Origin of the sequence: Pseudomonas sp. GX19020 (genome assembly GCF_023371075.1) — a bacterium.
In the GTDB taxonomy this organism is placed as follows: Bacteria; Pseudomonadota; Alphaproteobacteria; order Rhodobacterales; family Rhodobacteraceae; genus Pseudogemmobacter.
This window is the reverse complement of the sequence record NZ_JAMCCR010000009.1, coordinates 52,474-78,969: the sequence shown is the minus strand read 5'-3', so window position 1 is coordinate 78,969 and position 26,496 is coordinate 52,474. Positions and strand designations below refer to the sequence as shown.

23 protein-coding genes are annotated in these 26,496 nt (G+C 62.8%); 14 read left to right on the top strand and 9 right to left on the bottom strand.

The window, feature by feature from the left end:
• Positions 1 to 13 precede the first annotated feature (13 nt).
• Positions 14 to 2,470, bottom strand: coding sequence for a GcvT family protein (locus M3484_RS14650; protein ID WP_249497441.1), 2,457 nt, complete (start codon positions 2,468 to 2,470; stop codon positions 14 to 16).
• On the bottom strand, positions 2,470 to 3,378 hold the full coding sequence (locus M3484_RS14645) for a phosphotransferase family protein (protein ID WP_092899531.1): 909 nt from the start codon (positions 3,376 to 3,378) through the stop codon (positions 2,470 to 2,472). Before M3484_RS14645 ends, M3484_RS14650 begins: the two co-directional genes overlap by 1 nt.
• Before the next feature lie 164 nt (positions 3,379 to 3,542).
• On the opposite strand from M3484_RS14645, the gene M3484_RS14640 reads away from it, so the two are divergent.
• Entirely contained in the window at positions 3,543 to 4,304 is a 762-nt protein-coding gene (locus M3484_RS14640; protein WP_249497440.1) for a DeoR/GlpR family DNA-binding transcription regulator, read from the top strand.
• Between the two features lie 15 nt (positions 4,305 to 4,319).
• Here the strand turns inward: M3484_RS14640 and M3484_RS14635 are convergent, their stop codons facing one another.
• Together M3484_RS14635 and M3484_RS14630 are read right to left on the bottom strand one after the other, a co-directional pair.
• On the bottom strand, positions 4,320 to 5,507 hold the full coding sequence (locus tag M3484_RS14635) for an ABC transporter substrate-binding protein (protein WP_249497439.1): 1,188 nt from the start codon (positions 5,505 to 5,507) through the stop codon (positions 4,320 to 4,322).
• Entirely contained in the window at positions 5,504 to 6,553 is a 1,050-nt protein-coding gene (locus M3484_RS14630; RefSeq protein WP_249497438.1) for a GntR family transcriptional regulator, read from the bottom strand. The genes M3484_RS14635 and M3484_RS14630 overlap by 4 nt, the downstream gene beginning before the upstream one ends.
• Positions 6,554 to 6,820: 267 nt before the next feature.
• Between M3484_RS14630 and M3484_RS14625 the strand changes: the two genes are divergently transcribed.
• The 7 genes from M3484_RS14625 (at position 6,821) to M3484_RS14595 (ending at position 13,229) form a co-directional block, all read left to right on the top strand.
• Entirely contained in the window at positions 6,821 to 8,110 is a 1,290-nt protein-coding gene (locus M3484_RS14625) for an ABC transporter substrate-binding protein (RefSeq protein ID WP_249497437.1), read from the top strand.
• A gap of 52 nt (positions 8,111 to 8,162) precedes the next feature.
• Positions 8,163 to 9,035, top strand: coding sequence for an ABC transporter permease (locus M3484_RS14620; RefSeq protein ID WP_092899540.1), 873 nt, complete (start codon positions 8,163 to 8,165; stop codon positions 9,033 to 9,035).
• A gap of 7 nt (positions 9,036 to 9,042) precedes the next feature.
• Positions 9,043 to 9,870, top strand: a complete 828-nt coding sequence (locus M3484_RS14615) for an ABC transporter permease (protein ID WP_092899542.1) — start codon at positions 9,043 to 9,045, stop codon at positions 9,868 to 9,870.
• Positions 9,871 to 9,881: 11 nt separating this feature from the next.
• Complete coding sequence (locus M3484_RS14610) at positions 9,882 to 10,997, top strand: ABC transporter ATP-binding protein (RefSeq protein WP_249497436.1); 1,116 nt, start codon at positions 9,882 to 9,884, stop codon at positions 10,995 to 10,997.
• A 26-nt stretch (positions 10,998 to 11,023) separates the two neighbouring features.
• A complete protein-coding gene (locus tag M3484_RS14605; protein WP_092899546.1) occupies positions 11,024 to 11,926 on the top strand; it encodes a polysaccharide deacetylase family protein in 903 nt (300 codons plus the stop codon).
• Positions 11,927 to 12,013: 87 nt separating this feature from the next.
• Complete coding sequence (locus M3484_RS14600) at positions 12,014 to 12,232, top strand: hypothetical protein (RefSeq protein ID WP_249497435.1); 219 nt, start codon at positions 12,014 to 12,016, stop codon at positions 12,230 to 12,232.
• Complete coding sequence (locus tag M3484_RS14595; RefSeq protein ID WP_249497434.1) at positions 12,225 to 13,229, top strand: CobW family GTP-binding protein; 1,005 nt, start codon at positions 12,225 to 12,227, stop codon at positions 13,227 to 13,229. The genes M3484_RS14600 and M3484_RS14595 overlap by 8 nt, the downstream gene beginning before the upstream one ends.
• Here M3484_RS14595 and M3484_RS14590 read toward each other — a convergent pair.
• From M3484_RS14590 to proS, 5 genes are all read right to left on the bottom strand, one after another.
• Entirely contained in the window at positions 13,206 to 14,201 is a 996-nt protein-coding gene (locus M3484_RS14590; protein WP_216279363.1) for a lysylphosphatidylglycerol synthase domain-containing protein, read from the bottom strand. The two genes, M3484_RS14595 and M3484_RS14590, sit on opposite strands and share 24 nt — an antisense overlap.
• A gap of 287 nt (positions 14,202 to 14,488) precedes the next feature.
• The gene (locus tag M3484_RS14585; RefSeq protein WP_249497433.1) at positions 14,489 to 15,163 is read right to left on the bottom strand and encodes an ABC transporter ATP-binding protein; all 675 of its coding nucleotides are present in this window, start codon (positions 15,161 to 15,163) and stop codon (positions 14,489 to 14,491) included.
• Complete coding sequence (locus M3484_RS14580; protein ID WP_249497432.1) at positions 15,156 to 16,442, bottom strand: lipoprotein-releasing ABC transporter permease subunit; 1,287 nt, start codon at positions 16,440 to 16,442, stop codon at positions 15,156 to 15,158. The genes M3484_RS14585 and M3484_RS14580 overlap by 8 nt, the downstream gene beginning before the upstream one ends.
• 87 nt (positions 16,443 to 16,529) lie before the next feature.
• Positions 16,530 to 17,804 (bottom strand): glycosyltransferase, encoded by a 1,275-nt coding sequence (locus M3484_RS14575; RefSeq protein ID WP_249497431.1) that lies wholly within the window; start codon positions 17,802 to 17,804, stop codon positions 16,530 to 16,532.
• Positions 17,805 to 17,870: 66 nt separating this feature from the next.
• On the bottom strand, positions 17,871 to 19,211 hold the full coding sequence (gene proS, locus M3484_RS14570; protein ID WP_092899558.1) for a proline--tRNA ligase: 1,341 nt from the start codon (positions 19,209 to 19,211) through the stop codon (positions 17,871 to 17,873).
• A 120-nt stretch (positions 19,212 to 19,331) separates the two neighbouring features.
• Here proS and M3484_RS14565 point away from each other — a divergent pair, with 120 nt between their 5' ends.
• The 6 genes from M3484_RS14565 to M3484_RS14540 all read left to right on the top strand — a co-directional run bounded on the left by M3484_RS14565 (position 19,332) and on the right by M3484_RS14540 (position 26,443).
• Positions 19,332 to 19,523 (top strand): hypothetical protein, encoded by a 192-nt coding sequence (locus M3484_RS14565; RefSeq protein WP_249497430.1) that lies wholly within the window; start codon positions 19,332 to 19,334, stop codon positions 19,521 to 19,523.
• Between the two features lie 602 nt (positions 19,524 to 20,125).
• Complete coding sequence (locus tag M3484_RS14560; RefSeq protein ID WP_249497429.1) at positions 20,126 to 21,265, top strand: AI-2E family transporter; 1,140 nt, start codon at positions 20,126 to 20,128, stop codon at positions 21,263 to 21,265.
• Entirely contained in the window at positions 21,262 to 21,951 is a 690-nt protein-coding gene (locus M3484_RS14555) for a P-loop NTPase family protein (RefSeq protein WP_249497428.1), read from the top strand. The genes M3484_RS14560 and M3484_RS14555 overlap by 4 nt, the downstream gene beginning before the upstream one ends.
• 94 nt (positions 21,952 to 22,045) lie before the next feature.
• Positions 22,046 to 24,256: an RNA degradosome polyphosphate kinase gene (locus tag M3484_RS14550; RefSeq protein ID WP_249497427.1), complete on the top strand. Its 2,211-nt coding sequence runs from the start codon at positions 22,046 to 22,048 to the stop codon at positions 24,254 to 24,256.
• An 87-nt stretch (positions 24,257 to 24,343) separates the two neighbouring features.
• Positions 24,344 to 25,912, top strand: a complete 1,569-nt coding sequence (locus M3484_RS14545; protein WP_249497426.1) for a Ppx/GppA family phosphatase — start codon at positions 24,344 to 24,346, stop codon at positions 25,910 to 25,912.
• A 3-nt stretch (positions 25,913 to 25,915) separates the two neighbouring features.
• Positions 25,916 to 26,443, top strand: coding sequence for a GNAT family N-acetyltransferase (locus M3484_RS14540; RefSeq protein ID WP_249497425.1), 528 nt, complete (start codon positions 25,916 to 25,918; stop codon positions 26,441 to 26,443).
• The last annotated feature ends 53 nt before the right edge of the window (positions 26,444 to 26,496 follow it).

Sequence of the window (26,496 nt, the reverse complement as noted above, 5' to 3'; positions counted from 1 at the left end):
GGCCTGCAGTCACTTATGCTTTCACCCGCAGCGAGCCCGGATCGTAAAGAGGATCGAGATGCAGTTTCGCGGGCCGGATCTCGTTGGCGACGACCAGCTCATAGCGGCCCGATTGCAGGAAAGCGTCGCTGACGCCCGCCTCATTGCGCACATAGCCAAAGCCGATCGGGCTTTGCAGGCTGTAGCCGTAACCGCCGCTGGTCAGATAGCCGACCGGCTCACCATCCCTGAGGATCGTTTCACGCCCCAGCAGCACCACATCGGCATCATCGGTGGTGAACCCGGCAAGCCGTTTGGTCAGGGCGGCGCCAGCCGCCGCCTCGCAGGCTTTGCGGCCGATAAAGTCAGTGCCGCGTTTCAGCTTGACCGCCCAGCCAAGGCCCGCCTCGAACGGGGTGTCATTCGCAGTGATGTCGGATCCCCAGGCGCGGTAACCTTTTTCCAGGCGCAGGCTTTCAATCGCGCGGTAGCCGGTCGGGCGAATGCCATGCGGCGCCCCCGCCACCATCAGCGCGTCAAACACATCGCCGGTGCCGGAAAGGGGTACATGCAACTCCCATCCGAGTTCGCCGACATAGGTGACCCGCAGCGCACGGACCTGATGGCCGGCGATCTCCAGCTCGCGAACCGCCCCGAAGGGGAAGGCCTCATTCGAGACATCCGCCTTTGTGACCGAAGTCAGCACCTCGCGCGCCTTCGGCCCCATCAGGGACAGCGTGCCATAGTCCTCGGTCACGTCGCTGATCGCCACATCGCCCGATGGCAGATGGTCGGAAATCCAGGCAAGATCATGGGTGCGCGACCCCGTTCCGGTCACGAGATAAAAACGGTCATCGGCCAGCCGCGCCACGGTCAGATCACATTCAATGCCGCCGCGCGAATTCAGGATCTGGGTATAGGTCAGGCGGCCCGGCGCCTTCGCGACATGGTTCGCACAGATCAGTTCCAACGCATCGGCCGCCCCTGCCCCCGCCACCTCATATTTCGCGAAGGACGACTGGTCGAAAACGCCTACCCCTTCGCGGACGAGCCGGTGTTCCCGGCCCACCGCATCAAACCAGTTCTGGCGGCCCATCGAATAGATATCGCGCGGCTCTTCGCCCGGGCCGGCAAACCAGTTTGGCCGTTCCCATCCAAGTTTCGATCCGAACACCGCGCCATGGTCTTTCAGCCGCGTATAAAGCGGCGAGGTGATGCGCGGGCGCCCGCTTTCATATTCCTCATGCGGGAAGCCGATGGTGTAATGCTTGCCGTAAGCCTCAAGCGTGCGTTCCTCGACCCAGACGCGGTCACGATGCAGCCCCGAAAAGCGGCGGATATCAACCGACCAGAGATCCAGCGGCGCCTCGCCCCGCATGACCCATTCCGCCAGCGCCCAGCCCGCGCCGCCGCCCGAGGCGATGCCAAAGGCGTTGAACCCGGCGCCCACGAACATATTGGCACATTCCGGCGCGAGGCCGAGGATGAAATTCCCGTCCGGTGTGAAACTCTCCGGCCCGTTGATCATCTGCTTGAGGCCGGTTTCCGCGAGCTTTGGAACCCGGGCGATGGCCTCTTTCATATGCTGCTCGAAATGGTCGAAATCATCATCGAACAGCTGGAATTCCCACTGGTCGGGCACATCGCCGCCAGGTAGCCCCGTGCGCCAGCTCTGCGGATTCGGCTCATAGCCCCCCATCACGAGGCCGCCCACCTCTTCCTTGAAATAGGTGCGCCGGTCGGGGTCGCGCAAAGTCGGCGCATCAGACGCCAGCCCCTCGATCTTTTCCGTTACGATATATTGGTGCTTCACCGGTTGCAGCGGCACGTTCACACCCGCTTTCGCCCCCACCTGCCGCGCCCATTGTCCGCCGCAATTCACCACCTTCTCGCAGGCAATCACGCCCTGATCGGTCTCGACCGCTGTGATACGGTTCCCATCCATCTGAAACCCGGTGACGCGCACGTTCTCCACCAGCTTCGCACCGTGCATCCGCGCGCCTTTGGCCAGCGACTGCGTGATATCCGATGGGCTCGCCTGCCCGTCCGTCGGCAACCAGGAGGCGCCGACCAGATCCGAGACATCCATCAGCGGCCACATGCGTTTGACCTCTTCGGGCGAGACAAGATGCATATCCATTCCGAAGCTTCTCGCGGTGGTGGCGAGGCGGCGATATTCCGTCCAGCGATCCTCATTCGTCGCAAGCCTGAGGCAGCCGGTCATCTTCCAGCCGGTCTCAAGCCCGGTCTCGGCGGCGAGATTTTTGTACAGGTCAACCGAGTATTTCAGAACCTTGGTGATCGAGGCCGAAGATCGCAACTGCCCCACCAGCCCCGCCGCATGCCAGGTCGACCCCGATGTGATCTTGCCCTGTTCCAGCAGGATCACATCCGCCTTGTGATCGCGCGCCAGGTGATAGGCGGTCGAGCAGCCGATAATTCCGCCCCCGATCACCACGATCTGGGCATGTGCGGGCAGGGTCTGCGACATCAGGTTTTCTTTCCGTAAACTGAGCGGTAATGGTCGAGCGCGATCTCAAACCGCGCGAGGTTTTCTTCGGTATAGGCCGGGTAATCGGTGCCGGGCGCGTTCAGATACAGCTCGGACGCCATGCTCCACATCGCCTCACGCAGAAGGCTGGCGCATTGCATCGCGGCCATAGCGCGCAGCAACTCGCGCGACGGCGTCTCGCCGAAATAGGCGCGCAGCAGCGTGTTCGTCTCTGTCGCCGAAAAGCCCGCATTCGACGACACGCCGGCAAGGTCGAACATCGCGGTCGAGAACCCGGCATATTCGAAATCAATCAGCCAGAGCCGGTTGCCATCATCGAGGAAATTCGCCGGAAGCAGGTCATTATGGCTGAAAATGATCGGCAGCGGGATCTGCGCTTCCTCCAGTTCATCGGCCAAAGCGAGATAACGCGGCAGATCGGCCAGTTTGCGACTGCCGCCCGTCCGCAAGGTACGGGCATAATCGCGGATCACATGGAAGGGCCAGAAGATGAATCCCGGCCCAGAGACATGGCGCCCCATCTCACGATGGAAATCGCGGATCAGCCGCGCCACGCCGTCGATATTGCCGCGCACGTCACCCGCGTTGAACGTATGCGCGCTCAGGTGGCGGCTGACCATGACCCCCGGCCCGGCGAATTCTACCGCCGGAGCGAAACCGGCGGCTTCGGCGGCGCGGGCGGTCATGATCTCGCGCTCGCGGATCACGTGGTGGAACGGATAATCCTTGCCAAAGCGCACCACATGGCCGCCCTGCGCATCGCGCACCAGCCAGCTTTCATTGCTGATGCCGCCCAGAAGCGGCGCGATGCTGATTTCCCCCTGCCAGAGCGGCAGCGCTCCGATGATCGCCGCCTTCTCTGGCGGAACTCTTGTCTCTCCGGTCATATGCCCCCCTGCAGTCTGTCGCCGCATCTTGGTGTAAGACTGGCGGTGGCTTCGGGATTGCGTCAACAAAAATGTGGATTTATGACCGACTATGACCGATATCTGTGGAAACGGTCATAAATTCGCGCGCCAGATGCGCAAACGGTCACGAGGTCAGGGCTTTCATGGATCACTCTCCGCGTCACGGCCAGATCCTCGCGATGCTGTCGGACCAGGGAACGGTTGGAATCAACGAACTTGCAGCGCGGCTGCGTGTCTCGGCCGAGACCATTCGTCGCGACGTGAAGAGCCTGGCCGCGCAGGGCGAAATCGTGCGGATGCATGGAATGGTCGGGCTGGCCTCGACGCTGCGCGAGGCCCCCTTCGAGCGCCGGATGCGCGAAAACCGCGCGGCGAAAGACATCATCGTGCGCCGCGCCGCCGCCACGATCCGCGACGGGGATTCGGTCATGCTGGATACCGGAACGACGACCAGCCTGCTGGCACGCGCGCTTTTGCAGCATCATCAGCTGGTGGTGGTGACGAATTCTTCAGACATTGCCCGCACACTGGCCACGGTGAACGGCAACCAGGTCTATATGGCGGGCGGCAGGCTGCGGAGCGACAGTGGTGCGTCCTTCGGGGTCTCGGCGATAGATTTTATCAGCCGGTTCAGCGTCGATCATGCGGTGATTTCGGCCGGGGCGATGGATGCCCTGACCGGGGTGATGGATTACGATCTGGAGGAGGCGGAATTCGCCCTCGCCATGCTGCGCTGCGGCCGCAGACGGGTGGTGGTGACGGATGCGACGAAATTCGGAGTGCAGGGCCTGGTCCAGGTCTGCGGCTTTGACGCGATTGACGAGGTGATCTGCGACCTGCCGCCGCCCCCGGACCTCGAGGCCGCGCTGCAGGCCGAAGGCGTGCTGATTCGCGCCAGCGACTGAACCGGCGCAGCGCCCTCAGTCCCCCAGGAACTCGCGCCAGCGCCGGATCAGGTAATTATGTTCAGGCATGATGGTCGACCAGACGGCGATACGGGCAACACGGTCCTGATAGCTGCCGCCTTCACGCCGCTCGCCGCGCCGGACCACGATCTGCCCGTCACTGCCCGCGAGATCTTCGCAGGCCGGCTCGCCCGCATACCAAAAGGCCCATTCGGCCGGCGTCAGCGTGTCGCGCAGCGGCTGGACCACCGACATGTAATAGCCCTGCCGCGCCATGATCGCCCCGGGAACACCGTCGAGCCACCAGTTAAGCCAGGCATATGCCATGTCGAGCCGTTCGCCCGACAGCGCCGCCGAAAGGCAAAGTCCGGAATGCCAGCCGCGATAGCCCTCGCCCGGCGCCGCATAATGCAGATCGCGTCCCATGGCCCGCATCGCGTAATAGGCCGGCGACCACAAAGCCGAAATCACCGGCCCGCCACCACTGCCCTGAGGCGTCATCAGCCGCACCGCATCATCGGATGTCGCCCAGAAGCGCGTGAAATGTCCGGACCGGCGCAGAGGCATCAGCACAGCGAAAAGCGCGTCGATCTCTTCGATGGTCAGATCGCCCGGATCGGCAATGTCGACCAGCCCCGCCGCCCGCGCAGCCAGCGCAAGTTCTACCACACTTGCGGCCGGATCGGCGGCGAGGGCCGCGCGCCCATGCCAGCGCCCATCGAGAAGCCAGGCCCAGCTTTCCGGCTCTCCCGCGTGGCGAAGCGCCGGCATTTCCGGTGTCCAGACAAAGCTGTCCACGTTGTAAGTTGTTGGCAACATGGATATTTGCGGCGCCGCTCCCGGCTGCGGCGTCGCGGCAAGGCTGCGATCAGATTGCGCATAAAGAAGGCTTCCGGGCCAAGTCCCGGGTTGGCGCCCATCGGCGCCGGGGCGCGTTCCTGCAATGGTCACTTCATCCCACCGCGCGAGCCGCGTTGTGTCGATCGGGCGGATCGAGGCCGCCGTCCATAAAAGATCCAGCGAATGGAACCACTGGTCATAAACATCGAAGCTTTCGGGCGCCATCACGCCGCGGCGCTGACAATCGAGCCCGTCCAGCACCTCGAACTGAATGCCGAACGGCAAATCTGCCGCCGCCCGCGCGCACAGTTCAGGCGTCAGGGTCGCAGGTGTTCCGATCACGCGCAGCACGGTGTCCGTCATATTCCCCCCTGATGTGCCGGAATCAGCCAGGCCACCCGGCGCGGCGGCGGCAGGAGCGACAGCACCCGGAGCCGCGCAAGGGTAAGCCGCCCGATCCGCAACAAATGGCTGCGCATCAGGACCTGCGCCGCCTCGGCTTCGTCCCGGCCCAGATGATGCAGGATCCGCGCGTAATCAAGCAATGCGGCCAGGTCATCGGTCAGCGGGAAGTGGTGACGGAAAAGATGCGGCACCACCAGCGAGATCTGGTTGCGCCGGATCGAGGCCAGCAGTCGCGAATTCCGCAGCCCGGCAAACATCTCCTGAAACATCGCCTGGTCGATCTGATCCAGCGCCTGGGGGTCCACCTGCGGGAAGACGCGGATCAGTGCCGCGACCTGCGTCTCGAGCCCCGCGAGCCAGGCCCGGTCGAGGCCGGGCAACACCTGGACCAGCGCCGCCGGCTCCATCAGCGCCCGCATTTCCAACGTTTCGCGCAGGTCGCGCGCGGTCATCTGGCCGACGATCCAATGCGACTTGCTGTCCTTGTCGACCAGGCGCCGGTCCATCAGCCGCCAGAGCACCTCGCGCGCGACGGTCCGGCTGACATTGAAATGGTCGCCAAGCGCCGCCTCCTGAATACGCCAGGAGCCGAAAGGCATGGCGGCGGTGATTTCCTCGCGCACCTCGTCGAAAATCCGCTCCCAGGAAGGCGAGCGGTCGATTTCCTCCGGCTCGCCGGTGAGAATCTGGTGGAGCTGGCGCAGCGGCAGCTGCACCGGCTCCGCCTGGCCAACCTTAAACCCCTGACCGCCGGCCTCAAAGATCAGCCCGGCCTCGGCCAGGAGCGCGAGCGCACGGCGCACCGGAGCCCGGCTGACCCCGAGCTGCCCCGCAACCGGCGCTTCTTTCAGCACCGTCCCGGGCGGCAGCTCGCCGCTGCTGATTTTGCGGAACAGAAGGTCGCGAATCGAGACATAGAGAAAGGCCGGACGTGACCCCGCCGCCGCCATCGACATCGCCGGGCGGTCGATCAGCGGGGCAGATTCGGTGATGTCCTGGCTCATCCGTCCGATCTTTCTGTCCATCGCATACAAAGGCCGCACAGATCCCGACAAACACTGGGAAACCTGCCCGAAAATCCGGCAGTTCAGGCGCCTTATCGGAAGTATGCGATCATGCCTTACATCTTTCCAGATAAAAATTGTGCATTGCATCCTAAGAACACTTTGCTAGCGTACTTGTCAGAGTGATATCCGCTCCGGATAGTTCGCATCAGCGCCTGACCGGTCAGAAGACCCGGCAGGCCACCTCCAGCAACAGGGAGAATGACCATGACGACCAGCAAGAAACCGGGCCTCAGCCGCCGGGGCTTTATGAAAGCCTCAGCCGCCGGAGCCGGCGCGGCAGTGGGTTCGGGGATTCTCGGCGCGCCGATGATCTGGGCCCAGACAATCAAAGACATCACGCTCAACCAGGTGGGGCCCTCTTATTCGGTGATCGCCGATATCTGCGAAAAGGCCTCGGCCGATCTCGGGTTCAAAATCGTGCCGCAAACCGCTGACAGCACCTCACTGATGGCCAAGGTGGTGAACCAGCCCGAGGCCATCGACATTGCCGATCTGGAATTCTGGGCGATGCAGAAGGTCTGGCGCTCGGGCCAGCTGCAGCCGGTCGAAGTGGCGAAGATCGCGAAATGGGGCGATATCACGCCGGTGATGAAGGACGGCAAGAATTTCGACGGATCCGCCCAGTCGATGCAGGGCACCACGCCGGTCAAGGTGATGTATACCGGCGGTCCGGGCGACACCGCCTTTTCTGCCAGCCCGACCGAGTTCGCCACCACGATGCCGACCATCTTCAATGCCGACACGGTCGGCATCCGGCCAGACCTGATCGGGCGCCCGGTGGAAAGCTGGGGCGAGCTGTTCAACCCGGAATTCAAGGGCAAGACCGCGCTGGTGAACATCCCGCAGATCGGCATCATGGACGCCGCCATGGCGATGGAGGCTCTGGGCGAGCTGACCTATGGCGACAAAGGCAACATGACGAAGGAAGAGATCGACACCACGATCAACCGCCTGATCGAGCTGAAGAAAGCCGGTCAGTTCCGGGCCTTCTGGTCGACCTTTGACGAATCCGTCAACCTGATGGCGGGTGGCGAGGTGGTGATCCAGTCGATGTGGTCGCCCGCCGTGACGGCGGTGAAATCGCGCGGCACTGCCTGCGTCTATCAGGGGCTGAAAGAGGGCTACCGCGGCTGGGGCCTTGGCATGGGGCTGATGAAGCACCTCGAAGGCATCAAACTTGAAGCCGCCTATGAATATCTGAACTGGTATCTCTCGGGCTGGCAGGGCGCGTTCATCGCGCGGCAGGGCTATTATTCCTCGGTGCCGACCACGGCAAAGGAACAGCTGACCGAGAATGAATGGGGCTACTGGTATGAAGGCCAGGCCGCGAAAGAGGACATCCTCGACCCTTACGGCGCGGTGATGGACAAGGCGGGCGCTGTGCGTGATGGCGGCTCGTTCGAGGCCCGCATGGGCAATGTCGCCTGCTGGAACACTGTGATGGATGAAGAGCGCTACATGGTGCAGCGCTGGAACGAATTCGTCTCGGCCTGATCCAATTTCCGGCGGGGGTCGCGCCCCGCCGGCACTCTCACGAGGTTAATCAATGTCGCGTTCTTCCGGGCGATCTTCGCCGCTGACGCCCTATCTCCAGGTCGCGCCGCTGGCGCTGATCATGCTGGCGATGGTGGGTATTCCGCTGATCACCGTGTTGCTTTTAAGCTTCTGGCAAACCGATGGCATCACGATCTACCCGGAATTCACCTGGGACAACTATGCGCAGGTGCTGACCTCGCCGGTCACGCTGACACTGTTTCTGAACACGCTGAAATACGCCGCGCTGACCCTGATCGCGACCATGCTGATCGGCTTCACCTGTTCGTATTTTCTCGTGTTCCATGTGCGGAACCTGAAATGGCAGATCGGGTTGTTTTTGCTCTGCACCATTCCATTCTGGACATCGAACGTCATCCGCATGGTGTCCTGGATCCCGTTTCTGGGCCGCGAGGGCGTCTTCAACCAGGCGCTGATATCAGCCGGGGTGATCGATCAACCGCTTGATATCCTGCTTTATTCCGACTTCGCGGTGGTCCTGACCTATATCCATCTCTTCACCCTGTTCATGATCGTGCCGATCTTCAACTCGATGGCCAAAATCAACCCGAACCTGATCGAAGCCGCCCGCGATGCCGGCGCCTCGGGCTGGCAGATCCTCTGGACGGTGATCGTGCCGCTGTCTCGCACCGGGATCGCGCTTGGCTCGATCTTTGTCGTCACGCTGGTGATGGGCGATTTCTTCGTCGTCCGTGTCATGAGCGGCGGGCAAAGCGCATCGGTCGTCTCGGCGATGAAGAACCAGATCGACCAGTTGTTCTACCCGGAAGCTGCCGCGATGGCGGTTCTGCTGATCGTGGTCGTGTTGCTGATGGTCTCGGCGATCCTGAGGATCGTCGATATCCGCTCTGAACTGGCGAAGTGAGGGTGTAATGTCACAGGCAACCCAAAAACGCGGGCTCGGATTTTACCTGCTGGCGGCGTTTTTCGCGCTTTTCGTAATCTTTCTTTACGGCCCGATGCTGGTGATCTTCATCCTCAGCTTCCAGGGGCCAACGGGCGGGCTGACCTTCCCGTTGCGTGGCGTCTCGACCCATTGGTTCAACGACCTCTGGACCTCAACGCGCTATGGCGATCTTGGCGGCGCCTTCCGGCGGTCGATGGTTCTGGGCGCGATGTCTCTGGCCATTACCGCAATCGTCTGCCTTTTCGCCGGCCTCGCCTTTCGCAAGCGGTTCATCGGTGCCGGGCCGCTGTTTTACCTGGCGATCACCAGCCTCGTGGTGCCGGGGATCCTGCTCGGCCTAGGGATTTCGCAACTGTTCCAGCTGCTTGGCTTTAGGTTGAACTGGTGGCTTTCGGGCCTGGGCGCGCATCTGAGCTGGACCCTGCCTTTTGGCCTTTTGATCATGTTCGCGGTTCTGAACCGGTTTGACGGCTCCTGGGAAGAGGCCGCCCGCGATGCCGGCGCCACCCCCTGGCAGACCCTGCGCTATGTGACCGTGCCGATCCTGTTCCCCGGTCTGATCGCCGTGGCACTGTTCGGCTTTACCCTGTCTTACGATGAAATGCCGCGCTCACTGTTGACGGTAGGCGGCAGGAATACCCTGCCCATCGAGATCTCAAATATGACGACGAATGTGACCACACCCGCGCTTTACGCGATCGGCACCGTGACTTCGGTGCTCAGCTTCGCCGTCATCGCACTGGCCTTCGCCGGCATCGCCCTAATCCAGAAACGCCGTGCCCGCGCGAAGTGAGGAAACTGACTATGTCTGATGTAAGCCGTATTGATATCAAGGGCGTAACCAAGCTTTACGGGTCGGTGAAGGCGGTCAACAATGTCGATCTGGTGATCGAGGGCGGGTCTTACTGCTGCATGATCGGCCCCTCTGGCTGCGGCAAGACCACACTTTTGCGGATGATTGCCGGGCACGAGACCCCCTCCTCCGGCAATATTTCCATCGGCGGGCAGGACGTCACCCATGCGAAAACCGGCAGCCGCTGCACGGCGCTGATGTTCCAGAATTACGCCCTCTTCCCGCATCTTTCGCTGACCGACAACGTCGCCTTCTCGCTGCGCGTGAAAGGCGAGGCAACCGAAGCCCGTCGCCTCAAGGCCCGTGAGATGCTGGACCGCGTACAACTGGGCCATCTCGCGGACCGCCTGCCCTCGGAACTGTCTGGCGGACAGCAACAGCGGGTGGCACTGGCGCGCGCCCTGATCACGAATCCAAAGGTCCTCCTGCTGGATGAGCCGCTGTCTGCGCTTGACGAATTCCTGCGCCTGCGGATGCGGGTTGAACTGAAGCGCCTGCAAAACGAGCTTGGGATCACCTTCATCCATGTCACCCATACCCAGCCAGAAGCCATCGCGCTGGCCGATCAGGTCGTCGTCATGGATCACGGGCTGATCGAACAGGCCGCCTCACCACGCGACATCTATAACCACCCGCACAGCCCCTATGTGGCCCGGTTTATGGGCGGCCAGAATGTGCTGGCAGGCAAGGTCGAAAGCACCTCGGGCGATTCGGCAAGCGTCACCACCGCGGATGGGCACCGCTATGACCTGCCCTCCGCGCCAGGAGTGACCCCGGGCGCGGAAATTCGTTTCTCGGTCCGCCGCGACCGCATTCACCTCTCGCCAGATACCCCCGCAAGAAACGGGCTTACCGGCAAGGTCATCAACACCGAATACCAGGGCACTTTCGTCAAAGTCGCCCTCGATACGGGATCGCGCGAAGAATTCATCATCTACCTGCCCGATGAAGCCTGGTTCGCACGGCCCATCACGGTCGGCGAGACCATCCATGCCAGTTGGGAGCCCACCGCAAGCCACCATCTGAAAGGCACGAACAATTCCGCCGGAGCGCCTCTGGAAGACTGAGGCAAATCCGTTAACAGGAGGATAACATGGCCAAGAAAATCTACTGCGCCTTCGGCACCGATATTGATTCGGTCGCTGGCTGGATCGGGTCTTATGGCGGCGGCGACAGCCCGTCAGACATCCAGCGCGGCATCTTCGCGACCGAGGTCGGCATCCCCCGGCTGCTGCGGCTGTTCAAAAAATACGATCTCCAGACCAGTTTTTTTATCCCCGGCCACTCGCTGGAAACCTTTCCGAAAGAAATGCGGATGATCGTGGATGCAGGCCATGAGGTCGGCGCCCATGGCTACCTGCATGAAAACCCGATCGCGATGACGCCACAACAGGAGGAGGATGTTCTCGTCAAATCCATCGAACTGATCGACAAGCTGACAGGCCGCCCGCCGCGCGGCTATGTGGCGCCCTGGTGGGAAATGTCGAACTCGACGGCAGCTTTGCTGCAGAAATACAATTTCAGCTATGATCACAGCCAGGGCTATCGGGATTTCCAGCCCTTCTATGCGCGTGTCGGCGATGAATGGAATGTCATCGATTACACCAAACAGGCCAAAGACTGGATGCATCCGCTGAAACACGGGCGCGAGATCGATCTCGTCGATATCGCGGCCAACTGGTATGTCGACGATCTGCCGCCGATGATGTTCATGAAGAAGTCGCCCAACAGCCACGGCTTCGTCAATCCGCGCGATATCGAAGAGCTGTGGCGCGACCAGTTCGACTGGGTCTACCGCGAAATGGATTATGCGGTCTTTGCCTTCACCATCCACCCGGATGTGGCCGGGCGCCCGCAGGTTCTGCTGATGCTGGAACGGCTTATCGAATACATTAATGGCCATGATGGCGTCGAATGGGCGACGTTTGAACAGATCACCGATGACTTCCGCAAACGCTATCCGTTTGAAAGCGGTAAGCGGCCAGAGGTGATCTGAAACGGGGGCGATATGTGTTCCGCCTGTGGGTTTCCAAGCCGGCCCGGGCATTGGACTGATGCCGGGGGCTCTACCCCCGGCGACAGGTTGCGACTGCGCTTCATCCGGGTGGCCGCGATCAACCGGCTGCTCGCGCCCTGGGGGTTAAAGGCCTATGATGACGGTGTGACGCCCGGGCTGCAGCTCTTTGCACCCGGCGGCGCAAGGGAGCTTGTGGCCGATCTCGACAACCTCTGGGCGGTGGCTTCCCGTATGGCCGGAACACCGGTGGACCCGCTTTCGCTGACCGTGCTCAACAATGACTGAGACTTCTCTCCAGGGGCAGAACGCCAAAGGCGATGACCTTTTGCCACTGACCATCCTTGGCGGTTTTCTCGGGGCCGGGAAAAGCAGCTGGCTGCGCCATCAGCTGCATCAGGGATTGCTCCGCGATCAGCATATTATCGTCAACGAGGCTGCGGGAACGCCGGTAGACAATCTGCTCCTGGGCAAGGCCACTCGACTTACGGTCCTCGCCGGGGGCTGCGCCTGTTGCGAAGGCCTGACGACACTGATTGCGACGCTGCGCGACATCTGCGATCAGGCCAGCGGTCAGGACGCAGGAAAAACGACCGGCATCCTGCTCGAGACCAGTGGCCTCGCCGATCCGGGCGTCATCGCGAGTGCCATTGCCGCAGACCCCATCCTCGCCCGCCGGCTCCGTCTGTCAGAAATAATCGTGCTCGCCGATGCGCAACACGGGACATCGCAGCTTTTGGAAGAGCCGCTGGCGCGTGCCCAGGCTGAGACAGCCGACCGCATTATAATGACCAAAACCGCATCGGCTCCGCCGGATCAGACCGCCCGCCTGCTGGCAACGCTGCGGCTGCTGAACCCCGGTGCCCGGATCGAAGCGGCAGAGCTCGGGATCCCCCGTGATCTGCCCGAACCGGGTCAGCCCTATGCGCTGCCAGCCGCCAGGGCCGACACACCGGACGCACCGATCCGGCCTTTCCGGCTGACGATCGGAGGAGCCTCGCGCGATGATGATGTCCTCGGCTGGGTGGCGCTTTCGACCTGGCTTTCCGCGCTCCTCTTCGCGCGGGGCAAAGATGTCATCCGCGTCAAGGGTGTGGTGCGGACGCCGGCGGGGCGGCTCCTGCTGCAATCCGTGCGCCATGTGATGCAGCCGCCCGAGATCCTGCCAGAGATCATGCCCGAGACCTTCGCCGGGCCGCAGCCCGAGGAAGGTGTCATCGTGCTGATAGGGCGCAATTTTGATGCCGGTCTTATCGCGCAGTCATGGGCCCGCTTTGGCGGCTGACCCGCCGGCTTTTTCCAGGGCGCGTTTCGCTTTCAGCTGACCGGATTCGAACAGCGCGACCAGCACGAGGCCCAGAACCAGCGGCAACATCAGATAGAAAAGCCGGAACACCAACAGCGCCGCCAGCACCGTCTCGGGTGGAAATTCCGGCAGGCCGGTGATCACCGCCAGCTCGAACACCCCGATCCCACCTGGCGCATGCGACAGCAGCGCCAGTGAGAAGCCGACCACGAACACCCCCATGACCACCATATATCCAGGGTTATTCGCCTCAGGCAGCGCGAAATAGAGGATGCCGGCGGCAAAAAGCAGCTCCACCGGTGCAATCGTCACCTGCTTCAGCGCGATGGAAAACCGCGGGTAAGAAATGCGGAAATTACGGATCTTCAGATCCGGCAGACCAAGCGCCGAAGAGGCCAGATAGGCCACCACAATTGCCAGCGTAACCAGCGCCGCCCATTGCACCACATGCGGCGAGATATGGGTGGATACGCGCTCGCCCAGACCCGGCGTCAGGAGAAAGGCAAAACCCAGAACGATCATCACGGCAAGGCTGAAGGTCAGCGAGCAGAAAGTGACCAGCACCCCCACTTCGGGCCCCGAAAGCCCCCTGGTCGTATAGGCGCGGTAGCGGATCACGGCGCCGGAAAAGGCAGAGGCACCAATGGTATGGGCAAGCGAATAGGTGGTCAGGGCACAGCCGACAACAAAGGGAAAGCTCACCTTTTTGCGCAGATGCTGCAGCGCGATCACGTCATAAAAGGCAAGATTGATATAGCAGGCGAGCGTGCAGAGCACGATCAGCAGCCAGTGCCAGGAATTGATTGCCCCGAAGCCGGCCCAGAGCGCCTCCCAGGACATATCTTTCAGCTCATGCGTCAGAAACCAGAAGGAAATCCCGATTGCCAACAGGCCGATCACCGGCCAGATGAATTTCTTCCACTTCGCGCCGCCTGACGTCGTACCTGCCACGTGCCATTGTCCTGTTGTTTTTGGCCCCGCCGGCAACAAAATAATCCCCGGCAAGTTGCCACTATTGGAACCGCATTCCATGACAAGGGCAATTCCGGTGCCCGGGAAAAATGCAGAAAATCACGAAATTCTGTTTGGCTGTCACAGCATCGCGGGCCCCGGCCAGGCGGGCGCGGCCCGAACCTGCCGCCAGGGTTGCGTGGCTTGCCACCATTGCGCGCGCAGAGCCAGGTCAGCCGGTGGTTTCCGGGCGCCAGCGAGATGTATTGCGGTGGCCAGAGGCCCGCTCAGCCCATCCTGCCCTGGTTCAGACGCACCACACGGTCCATACGCGCGGCCAGCTCAAGGTTATGCGTCGCGATCAGCGCCCCCATCCCGGTCGAGCGCACCAGATCCATCAACGCGCCGAAGACCTGATCCGAGGTTCCGGGGTCAAGGTTGCCGGTCGGCTCGTCGGCCAGCAAAAGCCCCGGCCCATTGGCCAGCGCGCGGCAAAAGGCGACCCGCTGCTGCTCGCCCCCCGAAAGCGCTGCAGGGCGGTGATCCGCTCTCGCTGACAGGCCGACCTTCTCAAGCAGATTGAGCGCCCGCGCGGATGCCTCCGATTTCGACACGCCATTCGCCAGCTGCGGGATCACAACATTTTCCAGCGCGGTGAATTCGGGCAGCAGATGGTGGAACTGGTAGATGAAGCCGACATCGCCGCGCCGCGCCTCGGTCCGGAGCCTGTCAGACAGGCCGCCCATCTCGCGCCCGCCCATCACGACCCGGCCCTGATCCGGCGTATCAAGCAGGCCCGCAATATGCAAAAGCGTCGATTTCCCCGCCCCCGAAGGTGCGACCAGCGCCACGACCTCGCCTTCCGCAATCGACAGATCGACGCCGCGCAACACCTGGACTTCCGAGGGTTTCCCCTTGTTATATCCCTTGGTGATCCCCTCGAGAACCAATGCCTCACTCATTGCGCAATGCCTCCACCGGGTCCATGCGGGCGGCGCGACGCGCCGGAAGAACAGTCACGCTGAACGACAGGCCCAAGGCAAGCGCCACCGCCGAAATCACGTCATCTGCCTGCAATTTCGCGGGCAGCGAATAAATACCCCGGACCGAGGCATCCCAGACCGGGCTGCCATTGATCCAGGCGATCCCCGCCATTACCTGGTCGACATTCAGCGCCACAAGGCAGCCAAGCGCCAGGCCCGCGAGGGTGCCGATCACGCCGGTCACCGCGCCGCAGATGAAAAACACCCGCAGGATAGAGCCCTGGCTCAGCCCCATGGTGCGCAGGATGCCGATATCGCGCCCCTTGTTTTTCACCAGCATGATCAGCCCCGATACGATGTTCAGCGAGGCAATCAGCACCAGGATCGACAGGATCAGGAACATCACATTGTCTTCGATATCCAGCGCCCTGAGGAAGGACCCGGCTGAATCGCGCCAGGTCCAGGGATTGGCCTCCGGCCCGGCGGCATTCAGGATCGGCAGCACATAGTCGTCAACCTTTTCCGGATCCTGCACGATGATCTCGATCTCATCGGCAAAGCCCTCGCGGTTCAGAAAGCTCTGCGCCTCGGTAAAGGGCATATACATCCGCACCTTGTCGATATCGTAGCGCCCGGCGGTGAAGATATAGACGACCTCATAGGCCTTGGTGCGCGGGCTGACCCCCATCGCCGTTTTCGGACCGTTCAGCGTGATCACGCGAACCCTGTCGCCGACGACCACGCCCAGATCGCGCGCCAGTACCGAGCCAAGCGCAATACCTTCGGGAAACTGGTCAATATCGCCGATGGAATCGGATCCGACCCCGATCCGGGGGATCTTTGCCAGCTCCTCGGGCGAGATGCCGTAAAGATCAGCGCCAACACTGCGCTCTCCATCCGAGACCATGACCTGACCCCGGATCAGCGGCGCCGCACGCTCCACCCCTGGCACTTCGGCCACGCGGGCGGCGAGCCCCTCATAATCCGCAAACCCCCGGATCCTCACGCCGGCCTCATCGGTCCGCTCTGAAGACCAGAGCGTCACATGCGCATTGGCGCCAAGGATCGTATCGACAAATTCCTCACGGAACCCGGCGCGAACGGCGAGGGTCACGATCAGCGCCGCAACCGCAAGCGTGATACCGATCAGCGAGATCCAGGTCATCACCGAGACCCCGCCCTCGGCACGGCGCGCGCGCAGATAGCGCCAGGCGATCAGCCACTCAAAAGCGGCGAAAGGTGCGGTCTTTTCAGCCATATGCCCGGTCCTCATGCCCGTTTCTTCGGTCTTGCCGGGCCGGTGCCCGTTCATTGGCGCGGAAAGTGGCCTTTGAGGCGCGAAAGGTCAAGAAAGCCTCTCGTGATCGGCTGTTACAGTCGTGTCAGCGCCAAACAGATCCGCCAGCGCCCCGGCCCGCCGCCTGTGCATCGTGGCATGGGTATAGGCCCGCGCCGTCTGCAGCGCGGCTGGCGCCATACCGGCCAGCGCCGCAGCATCCTGCACAAGATCAGCCAGAGCCCCGGCCAGCGCTCCGGCCTGACCGGGTACACAAAGGCGGCCATTCACGCCGTCCTGCACCACCTCACGATTGCCGGTCGTCGCTGTCGCCACCACCGGCACGCCTTGCGAAAATGCGTCAAACAGGATGCGCGGCTGTTCATCGCCGGTCGTCGGCACCACCACTGCATGATAGCCGCGCAACAGCGCCATAAAGGGCGCGCCATACTCCACCGGATCCAGCAGCCCCAGCCGGACATGCCGCGCCTGCGCCGCAAAAGCCCCAAGATCCGCGCGCATCGGCCCTTCGCCGATCACGTCAACCGCCAGGGCAATGCCCCGCATTTCCAGCTGCTCCAGCGCTGCCAGAAACAGCCCGATCCCCTTTTCCGCCACCAGCCGCGAGGCCATCAGAAAGCGCGGGACATCGCTTTTTGCGGCCCATGCGGCCTGCATCTGAGCGTCGCTCAGGATCATCTCCTCCGAGATCCAGCTCGCCGGCAGCACCAGTGCCCTGCCCTGCGCGCCAACGGGCAGGCTCTCGCGATATGCTTCACTGGTATAGACCCCAAGCCGGGCGCGGCGCATCGACCAGCGCGCGAAGCTTTCCGTCAGACGGGCGCGCAGCCGCGCCTTGCGCCCCGCGCGAGCCGGGTCCGGCAGCCGCCAGAAGGCGCTTTCGATCATCATCACAAGCGGGCGCCGGCGCAGCACTGCAACCGGGTTAAGCACCAGCCCAGGCGGCAGAGGCCATCCCGCCACGCCAGAATGCACGATCTCTGCCGCGCCCACTGCGCGCCACGCCGCCAGCGCCATGCCTGGCAGGGCGAAAACCACACGCAGCGCGTGCCCTTCTGCCCGCCCGAAAGGGCAAAACCGCAACCGGCGTCCCGGTGGCACCATTACCCGCACCATATCCGGCCCCGGCGCGGTGATCCGCACCTCCGGCGCCAGCACGGCCAGATCGGCAATATAATCAAGATGCGCCCGCAGATCATGCGCCCAGAGACGGCCGAGCCAAACCTCCCCCTGCGGGTCGCGGTAGAACGGGATCAGGACCGAGAGCAGATAGCGCTGCGAGATCAGCGGCAGCGCCGGCAGATCGGGGGAATCTTCGGTCATGATCTCCCCCTTTTCTCTGTGTCAGATCGCAACGGCCCGGGCCAGAGACCCGGGCCGCGCGCGCCCTCAGCGATGGGGGGCGTAGATTTCTTCGATCCGGGCGACGGCGGCCTCCGGCGTCAGCTCTTCGCTCTCGCCCGTGCGGCGCGAGGTGAGTTCGACCACGCCATTCGCCAGACCGCGCGGGCCGACGGTGATCCGCCAGGGCAGACCGATCATATCCATCGTGGCGAATTTTGCACCCGCCCGATCGTCACGATCGTCGTAAAGCGGCTCCAGCCCCTTCGCGAGCAGCGCCTTTTCAAGGCTGGCGCAGGCTGCATCCGCCGCCGCATCGCCTTGCTTGAGATTCACGATCCCGACCGGGAAAGGCGTCACGCCTTCGGGCCAGATGATGCCCTTGTCATCATGGCTGGCCTCGATGATCGCGCCCAGAAGACGCGAAACGCCGATTCCGTGCGAGCCCATTTCGACCGGCACTTTCGTCCCGTCCTTGGTCACGACGGTCGCGCCCATCGCTTCGGAATATTTGGTGCCGAAATAGAAGATCTGGCCAACCTCGATACCGCGCCCGACCTTGCGGTGCTCTTCCGGGATCTGGTCGAAAAGACCCGCATCATGGGTCTCATCGGTGCGGGCATAAAGCGTGGTGAACTCTTTGCAGACGCCATCGACCTCTTCGCGATTGTCGTAATCGACCTCGCGGTTCCCGAGTTTCAGCCCGGTCACGCGGTCATCATAAAAGACTTCGCTCTCGCCGGTATTCGCCAGCACGAGGAATTCATGCGTATTGTCGCCGCCGATCGGGCCAGAATCGGCGCGCATCGGGATCGCGGTCAGGCCCATACGTTCATAGGTGCGCAGATAGCTGACCATATGGCGCTTATAGGCATGCAGCGCCGAATCCTTGTCGACGTCGAAATTATAGCCGTCTTTCATATAGAACTCGCGGCCGCGCATGACGCCGAAACGCGGGCGGACCTCATCGCGGAACTTCCACTGGATCTGGTACAGCGTCAGCGGCAGGTCTTTGTAGCTGTTCACATGGGCGCGGAAGATGTCGGTGATCATCTCCTCATTGGTCGGCCCATAGAGCATATCGCGCTCATGGCGGTCTTTGATGCGCAGCATCTCGGCGCCATAAGCGTCATAGCGGCCGCTTTCGCGCCAAAGATCGGCGGGCTGCATCGTCGGCATCAGCACCGGAATATGCCCTGCGCGCACCTGTTCCTCATTCACGATCTGCGCGATGCGGTTCAGAACGCGCAACCCCAGCGGCAGCCAGGAATAGATGCCGGCGGCCTGCTGCTTGATCATGCCCGCGCGCAGCATATAGCGGTGCGAGACGATCTGGGCCTCTTTGGGATCTTCTTTCAGAACGGGCAGAAAGTAGCGCGACAGACGCATGGCGGCCTCTTTGGCTCAGATGTGGCGGCAGGTATTCGCCCCCGTTCCTAGCGGCTGGCCCCCTTGCGGGCAAGAGAGCGCAGAACCTGCATATCGACGCATTCTCCGCAGTGCCGAGCCATGGAAGCCGGTGATTGCATCACCAGGATCCTTTTCACCCTCTCTCTCACCCGGGAAATGCTGCTCCTGCTGGCCGTGATTAAGGCCCTTAGCCTCCTGCTGTCGCAAGGTGTTCCCCTGCCGCCCTTCCTCGCCTTTTCACCGACCGCATCGGCAAAGCGGTCGAGCAACCCGGTGTGGAAAAGACAGTGAAAACCGGCACTGGCGAAGATGGCAAAACCCTCCTGCACCTGAACCTGTCCGCCCATAAAATCCAAATCGCCCCGACTGGATTTGCGAATCGCAACAGATGTTCCGTGCCGTCGAAACTCCTCACAAGCTGAAGGGGAGGCAAAACAGAAATATCGCCTCGCCCGCGCTCGGTGGACTTCGATGGCCTGTTCCTGACGAGCGGAAACTTCTCCGGCGCGCACATGCAGGGATAGCGGTTCGAGGCAGCGAAGTTTTACCCAACCGACCTGACCGGCGCCCGGATGTCCCGATGCCAGCTGAATCTTGCCAATCCGAGCGCGACAGTAATGCATGGCACCCGACCCGATGGCGCACATTACTCCCTGGGGGCGAATTCGCGGTTTCGGCACTGTCGTCACACCATCACTTACTCTCCAGGCTGCTGATATGAGCAGGGTACGAATTAGGGATTGCAATGCCATGAGCTTCTGAACCTCTGGCTGAGACACTATAAGCTCTCCGGCTGGCCCAATGAGGGCTGACCCCGCCCATCCCTGCCCTTCCCCTTGCGCCCGCAGCGTTCCACGGCAATATCTCTCCCCGTAACGAGGGAAAGGTCTGCCATGTCACTGCCGATCCAGACACAGGCGAAATACTGGGCAATCGCGGGGCTGGTGCTGATCGTGCTCCTCTGGCTGCTTGGCGATGTGCTTTTGCCTTTCGTCCTCGGGGCGGCGCTGGCCTATTTCCTCGATCCGGTCGCCGACCGGCTGGAGCGGCTGGGGCTGAGCCGCGTGGTGGCGACTTCGGTGATCGCGCTGGTCGCGGTGCTGATCTTCGTGCTTCTTGTTCTGTCGATCATCCCGACCCTGATCCAGCAGCTGATGGCGCTGATCGAATCCGCGCCCGAGATATCCAAAAAGCTGCAGGGCTTCCTCGTGGACCGTTTCCCCGAACTGGCCGACCGCACCTCGACCCTGCGCCAGACGCTTGCCGAACTTGGCGAGACGGTGAAGGCGCAGGGCGGCAAGGTCGTGGGGGGGCTGATCCAGACCGCATTCGGCGCGGTGTCGATCGTTCTTGTCCTGCTGGTGGCGCCGGTCGTGACCTTTTATCTGCTGCTGGACTGGGACCGGATGATCGCCCGCACCGATGCGCTGTTGCCGCGCCAGCATATCGACAGCATTCGCCAGATCGCCTCTGAAATCGACGTGACGCTGGCAGGGTTCCTGCGCGGACAGGTCATGGTCTGCCTGATCCTTGGCGCTTTCTACGCCATCGCGCTGATGGCGGCAGGGCTGCAATATGGGCTGATCGTCGGCGCGCTGGCCGGGGCGATCACCTTCATCCCTTATATCGGCGCGCTGTTTGGCGGCGTCCTCGCCATCGGCCTTGCGCTGTTCCAGTTCTGGGGCGACTGGTTTTCGATCGGCATCATTGTGGCGATTTTCGCGGTGGGCCAGTTTGCCGAGGGCAATATCCTGTCGCCCAAGCTGGTGGGGCAATCGGTCGGGCTGCACCCGGTCTGGCTTTTGCTGGCGCTTTCGGCCTTTGGCTCGCTCTTTGGCTTTGTGGGCATGCTGGTGGCCGTTCCGGTTGCGGCGGTGATCGGGGTGTTGGTGCGCTTTGGCGTCGCTCAGTATCAGAACAGCCCGCTTTTCATCGGAGAACAGTCCGCAAATCCACTTCCGACACAACCAGCGCGCAGCCGCAGATCGCCCCTTAAAGACGCGGACCGCGCAGAAAGCGGAGACGAGGCGTGAGCAGACAACTCGCCTTTCACCTGCCGCCCCAGGAGAATCTCGGGCGCGAGGATTATATCGTCACCCCTGCAACCGCGCTGGCGCTTTGCGCGATTGACCGCTGGCGCGACTGGCCAGGCGGCAAGATGCTGCTGATCGGGCCCGAAGGGTCGGGAAAGTCGCATCTCGCCGCGATCTGGGCCGGATCAACCGCCGCGCCGCGCTTGGCCGCGCGGGATCTGGCGCAGCTGCAATCCGATCAGGATCTGCCCGAACTCGCCGCGTCCGGCGTGGTCGCGATCGAGGACGCGGACCAGATCGCCGGCGACCGCGCGGCCGAGACGGCGCTGTTCCATCTCCATAACCTGCTTTTGCCGCAGGGAAGGCTGCTGGTAACCGGCAAGACCCCGCCGCGCGACTGGGGCCTGACCCTGCCGGATCTGCTCTCGCGCCTCCAGGCTGCGGCGGTGACGCGGATCGAGGCGCCTGATGATGCGCTGCTGAACGGGGTGCTGGTAAAGCTCTTTGCCGACCGGCAGCTGCAGCCGCCGGCGAACCTGATCCCCTGGGCCATTGCGCGGATGCCGCGCTCGATCCGGGCGGCGCGCGTGCTGGTCAGCCGGATGGACGAGCTGGCGCTGGAGCGGGGCTGCGCCCCGGGCCTGCGGCTTGCGGCCGAGATCCTGGGCGAAACGCTGCCGGAATAATCCCCTGCCCGTAGCCGGATGACATTATTCGGTTACATATAAGTTTCATAAACTTCACAACCCTTCCCGGAAGCGCCGACATATAAGCCGCGAAATGACACAGGCAGATTTTCTCAAAACGACCGCCCCCGCGATTGTCACCCTCCCGGATGACGAGATTCATGGGCCGAAACGCTTTTTCAACCGCGAGCTCAGCTGGCTTGCATTCAACTGGCGCGTCCTGGAAGAGGCGGCAAACCCTGCCGTGCCGCTGTTGGAACGGCTGCGGTTTCTGTCAATCTCGGCGACCAATCTTGATGAATTCTACACCGTCCGCGTGGCGGGTCTGCGGGCCCTGAAACGCACGGGCAATAACGTCTTTTCCGAAGATGGCCGCACCCCCGCCGAACAGCTGGAACTGATCAGCGCCGATGCGCGGCGTCTGATGCAGGTGCAACAGACCACCTTCAAGAAACTGCGCGCCGAGATGGAAGAGGTCGGGATCATCCTGCTGACCCGGTCCAAGCTGAATGTGCGCGATCTGAAATTCCTTGAGGAATACTTTCTCTCGAATGTTTTTCCGGTGCTGTCGCCGCTGGCCATCGACCCGGCGCACCCTTTCCCCTTCATCCCCAATACCGGCTTTTCGCTGGCGCTGGAGCTGGAGCGCACCTCGGACCGGCGCCGGCTGAATGCGCTGCTTCCGATCCCGCAACAGGTCTCGCGCTTTGTCCAGCTGCCGGGCAATCCCGGCCAGGACCGGTTCCTGCCGCTGGAAGAGCTGCTGCTCCTGCATCTCGACATGCTGTTCCCCGGCTTTTCGGATCGCGGGCATTGCACCTTCCGCGTGCTGAGGGACAGCGATCTTGAGGTCGAGGAAGAGGCCGAAGACCTTGTCCGCGAATTCGAGACCGCGCTGAAACGCCGCCGTCGCGGCGAGGTGATCCGGCTGAAAATGTCGGCGGGCGCACCGCCCGAACTGCGGCAGCTGATCATGCAGGAGATCGACGCCGACGAGGATGAGGTGATCGAGGTGCGTGGCCTGATCGGCATCGCCGATCTGAAAGCGCTGGTGCTGAATTCGCGCCCCGATCTCTTGTGGCCGCCCTTCAGCCCGCGCGTGCCGGAACGGGTGCGCGACCATGAGGGCAATATTTTCGCCGCGATCAAGCAAAAGGATATGCTGCTGCATCATCCTTACGAAACCTTCGACACCGTGATCCGCTTTCTGGAACAGGCGGCGCGCGACCCCAATGTGGTGGCGATCAAACAGACGCTGTATCGCACCTCCTGGGACAGCCCCATCGTCTCGGCTTTGTGCGAGGCGGCCGAGGCAGGCAAATCGGTCACGGCGCTGGTCGAGCTGAAAGCGCGCTTTGACGAGGCCGCGAATATCCGCCAGTCACGTCGGCTGGAACGGTCGGGTGCCCATGTGGTTTACGGGTTCATGAACCTGAAAACCCACGCGAAGATCTCGACCGTGGTGCGGCGCGAAGGCGACAGCCTGGTCACCTATACCCATTACGGCACCGGCAATTACCACCCGATCACCGCCAAGATCTATACCGACCTCTCGCTGTTCACCTGCGATGCGGCGCTCGGGCGCGATGCGACCAAGGTGTTCAACTACCTTTCGGGCTATGTGCAGCCCCAGGGGCTGGAAAACCTCTCGATCTCGCCGATCTCGCTGAAACCCCGTTTGATCGAGCTGATCGCGGCCGAGGCCGATCACGCCCGCGCGGGCCGCCCCGCCGGGATCTGGGCCAAGATGAATTCGGTGATCGACGCCGATGTGATCGACGCGCTTTATGCCGCCTCCCAGGCGGGGGTGAAGATCAGCCTCGTGATCCGCGGCATCTGCGGGCTCCGGCCGGGCGTCAAAGGCCTGTCGGAAAACATCCGGGTGAAATCAATCGTCGGGCGTTTTCTCGAGCATTCGCGCATCGTCTGTTTCGGCAATGGCTTTGGCCTGCCGTCGCAAAAGGCGCGGGTCTTTATCTCTTCCGCCGACTGGATGGGCCGAAACCTCACCCGCCGCGTCGAGACCCTGGTCGAAGCGATCAACCCGACGGTCAAAAGCCAGATCCTGTCGCAGATCATGGCGGCAAACCTTGCGGATGAGGCACAAAGCTGGGTCCTCTCCGCCGATGGGCGCTACCGCCGCGATCTGGGGGCGGCCGATGGATCCCTCTTCAACTGCCACCGCTTCTTCATGGAGAACCCGTCGCTTTCGGGCCGGGGTACCGCCGGGGCAAAGGATGCGCCGCGTATCCTTTGCGGGCGCGACGAGGAGACGGGGGCTGCCGCGAAAACCGGGTCCGGCTGAGGCCTGATCCGGGGGTTGCGGCAGACTGACGGTTGACCTGGCCCCGCTGAGGCGCAAAACAGAAGACCTGATGATCCGTGAGATGCGATGAGCCCTGACACCCAGCCCCGCCCCGCCGCCGCACAGCATGAGGAAGAATGGGCCCCCTTTGGCCGCCCGCTCTTTCTGGACGACGGCGCGCGGGCGCTGTCCAGGGTCGGCGTGGTGGATGTGGGGTCGAACTCGGTCCGGATGGTGGTCTTTGATGGTGCGGCCCGCAGCCCGGCCTATTTCTACAATGAAAAGATCATGTGCGGGCTTGGCAAAGGCCTTGTTCAGACCGGCTATCTGAACCCCGAAGGCCGGGTCCGGGCATTGAAGGCGCTCAAACGCTTTGCGCTTCTGGCCAAAGGGATGGAGATCGGCCCCCTGACCGTGGTCGCCACCGCGGCCACCCGCGAGGCGAAAGACGGGCCTGAATTTCAGGCCGATGTGCTGCGCGAAACCGGGCTGAAGCTGCATGTGGTCGACGGACCCGAGGAGGCGCGGCTTTCGGCCCAGGGGGTGCTTTTGGGCTGGCCCGATGCCAAGGGCCTTGTCTGCGATATCGGCGGCAATTCGATGGAACTGGCGCGGATCGGCGATGGCAAGGTCGGCAAACGCGTCTCGACCCAGCTTGGCCCGTTCCGGCTGCTGCAGCTTGAGGGCGGCGTGAAAAAGCGCGAGGCCCATATCGACCGCGTGCTGAAAGACGTGCAGGCGCAGGTGAAATCCGAAGGCGAGCGGATCTATCTTGTCGGTGGCTCCTGGCGGGTGATCGCGCGCCTTGATATGGAGCGGCGGAACTATCCGCTTCTGGTGCTGCATGAATACCGCATGACGCCGGAAAGCCTTCTGGACACGCTGGACTGGATCGCGGCTTCGGATCTGGCGGTGTTGCGCGCCCGCACCGGCACCTCGGTCGAACGGATGGAACTGGTGCCGATCGCCTGCGAGGTACTGCGCGAGCTGATCAAAGTGCTGAAGCCGCGCGAGATCGACATTTCTGCCTATGGCATCCGCGAGGGGCTTTTATATGAGCAGATGCCCGAACGGCTGCGCGAACGGGATCCGCTGATCGAGGCGGCACGGCTGACCGAACGCAGCCAGGCCCGCATTCCGGGGCTGGGCAAAAAGCTATACGAATTCCTGCTGCCGCTGTTCAAAGGTGAAAGTGCCGAGCGGATGCGGCTGATCAAGGCGGCCTGTCTGCTGCATGACACCACATGGCGCGCGCATCCCGATTACCGCGCCGAGGCCTGTTTCGACAATGCGACCCGCGCCAATCTCGGCGGCCTCGATCATCCGGGCCGCGTCTTCCTGGGCCTGTCGCTCTTGCATCGCTACAAGAACAGCCGCGCCGGCAACCGGATGGAGGCGTTGTTCCGGCTCCTGAATGACGAGGATCTGCGCCTCGCCGAGGTGCTGGGCAAGGCTTTGCGCTTTGGGGCGATGTTTGCGGCGGATGATCCGGCCCAGGCCGGACGCCTGACCTGGTCGCCGAAAAAGCGGCTGCTCGGGCTGGAACTGACGCAGGACGGCGAGGATCTCTTTGGCGAAGTGGCCCAGGCACGGTTTGCCTCACTGACCACGGCGCTGAAGGCAAAATCAAAGGTCACCCCGGCCGTCAGGAACTGAGCGATGCCAGAAACCGCGCCGGATGCGGCCCCCGCAGATCTGCGCATCCTGGAGGCCGTGCCCGAAGACAGCGCCGCGATTGCCGCGCTCTGGGCGCCCTGGATCCGCGATACCGCGATCACCTTTGTCCCCACGCCGCGCAGTGCCTCCGAGGTCGCGGCTCTGATCCGCGACCGCAGCGCCGCCGGACACGGCTTTTTTGTCGCCCGTAACAGCGGCGGTGATCTGCTTGGATTTGCCAGCTACAGCCAGTTTCGCGCCGGGGCCGGTTATGCCCGCAGCATGGAACACACCGTGATCCTCGCCCCCGAAGCCCGCGGGCGCGGGGCGGGGCGCGCCCTGATGGCTACGGTGGAAGCCCATGCGAAAGCGCGGGGCGCGCATCTGATGGTGGCGGCGGTCTCGGGCGAGAACCCTTCGGCGCGGCTTTTCCACAAGGCACTCGGTTACCGCCATTGCGGCACCATCCCCGGCGCGGGGTTCAAATTCGGCCGCTATCTCGACCTGATCCTGCTGGCCAAGGAATTGTAAACCTCTGGTCCGTTAGCTTTGTCTCTCCGCGATATGAGAATGTCGTGATGGCG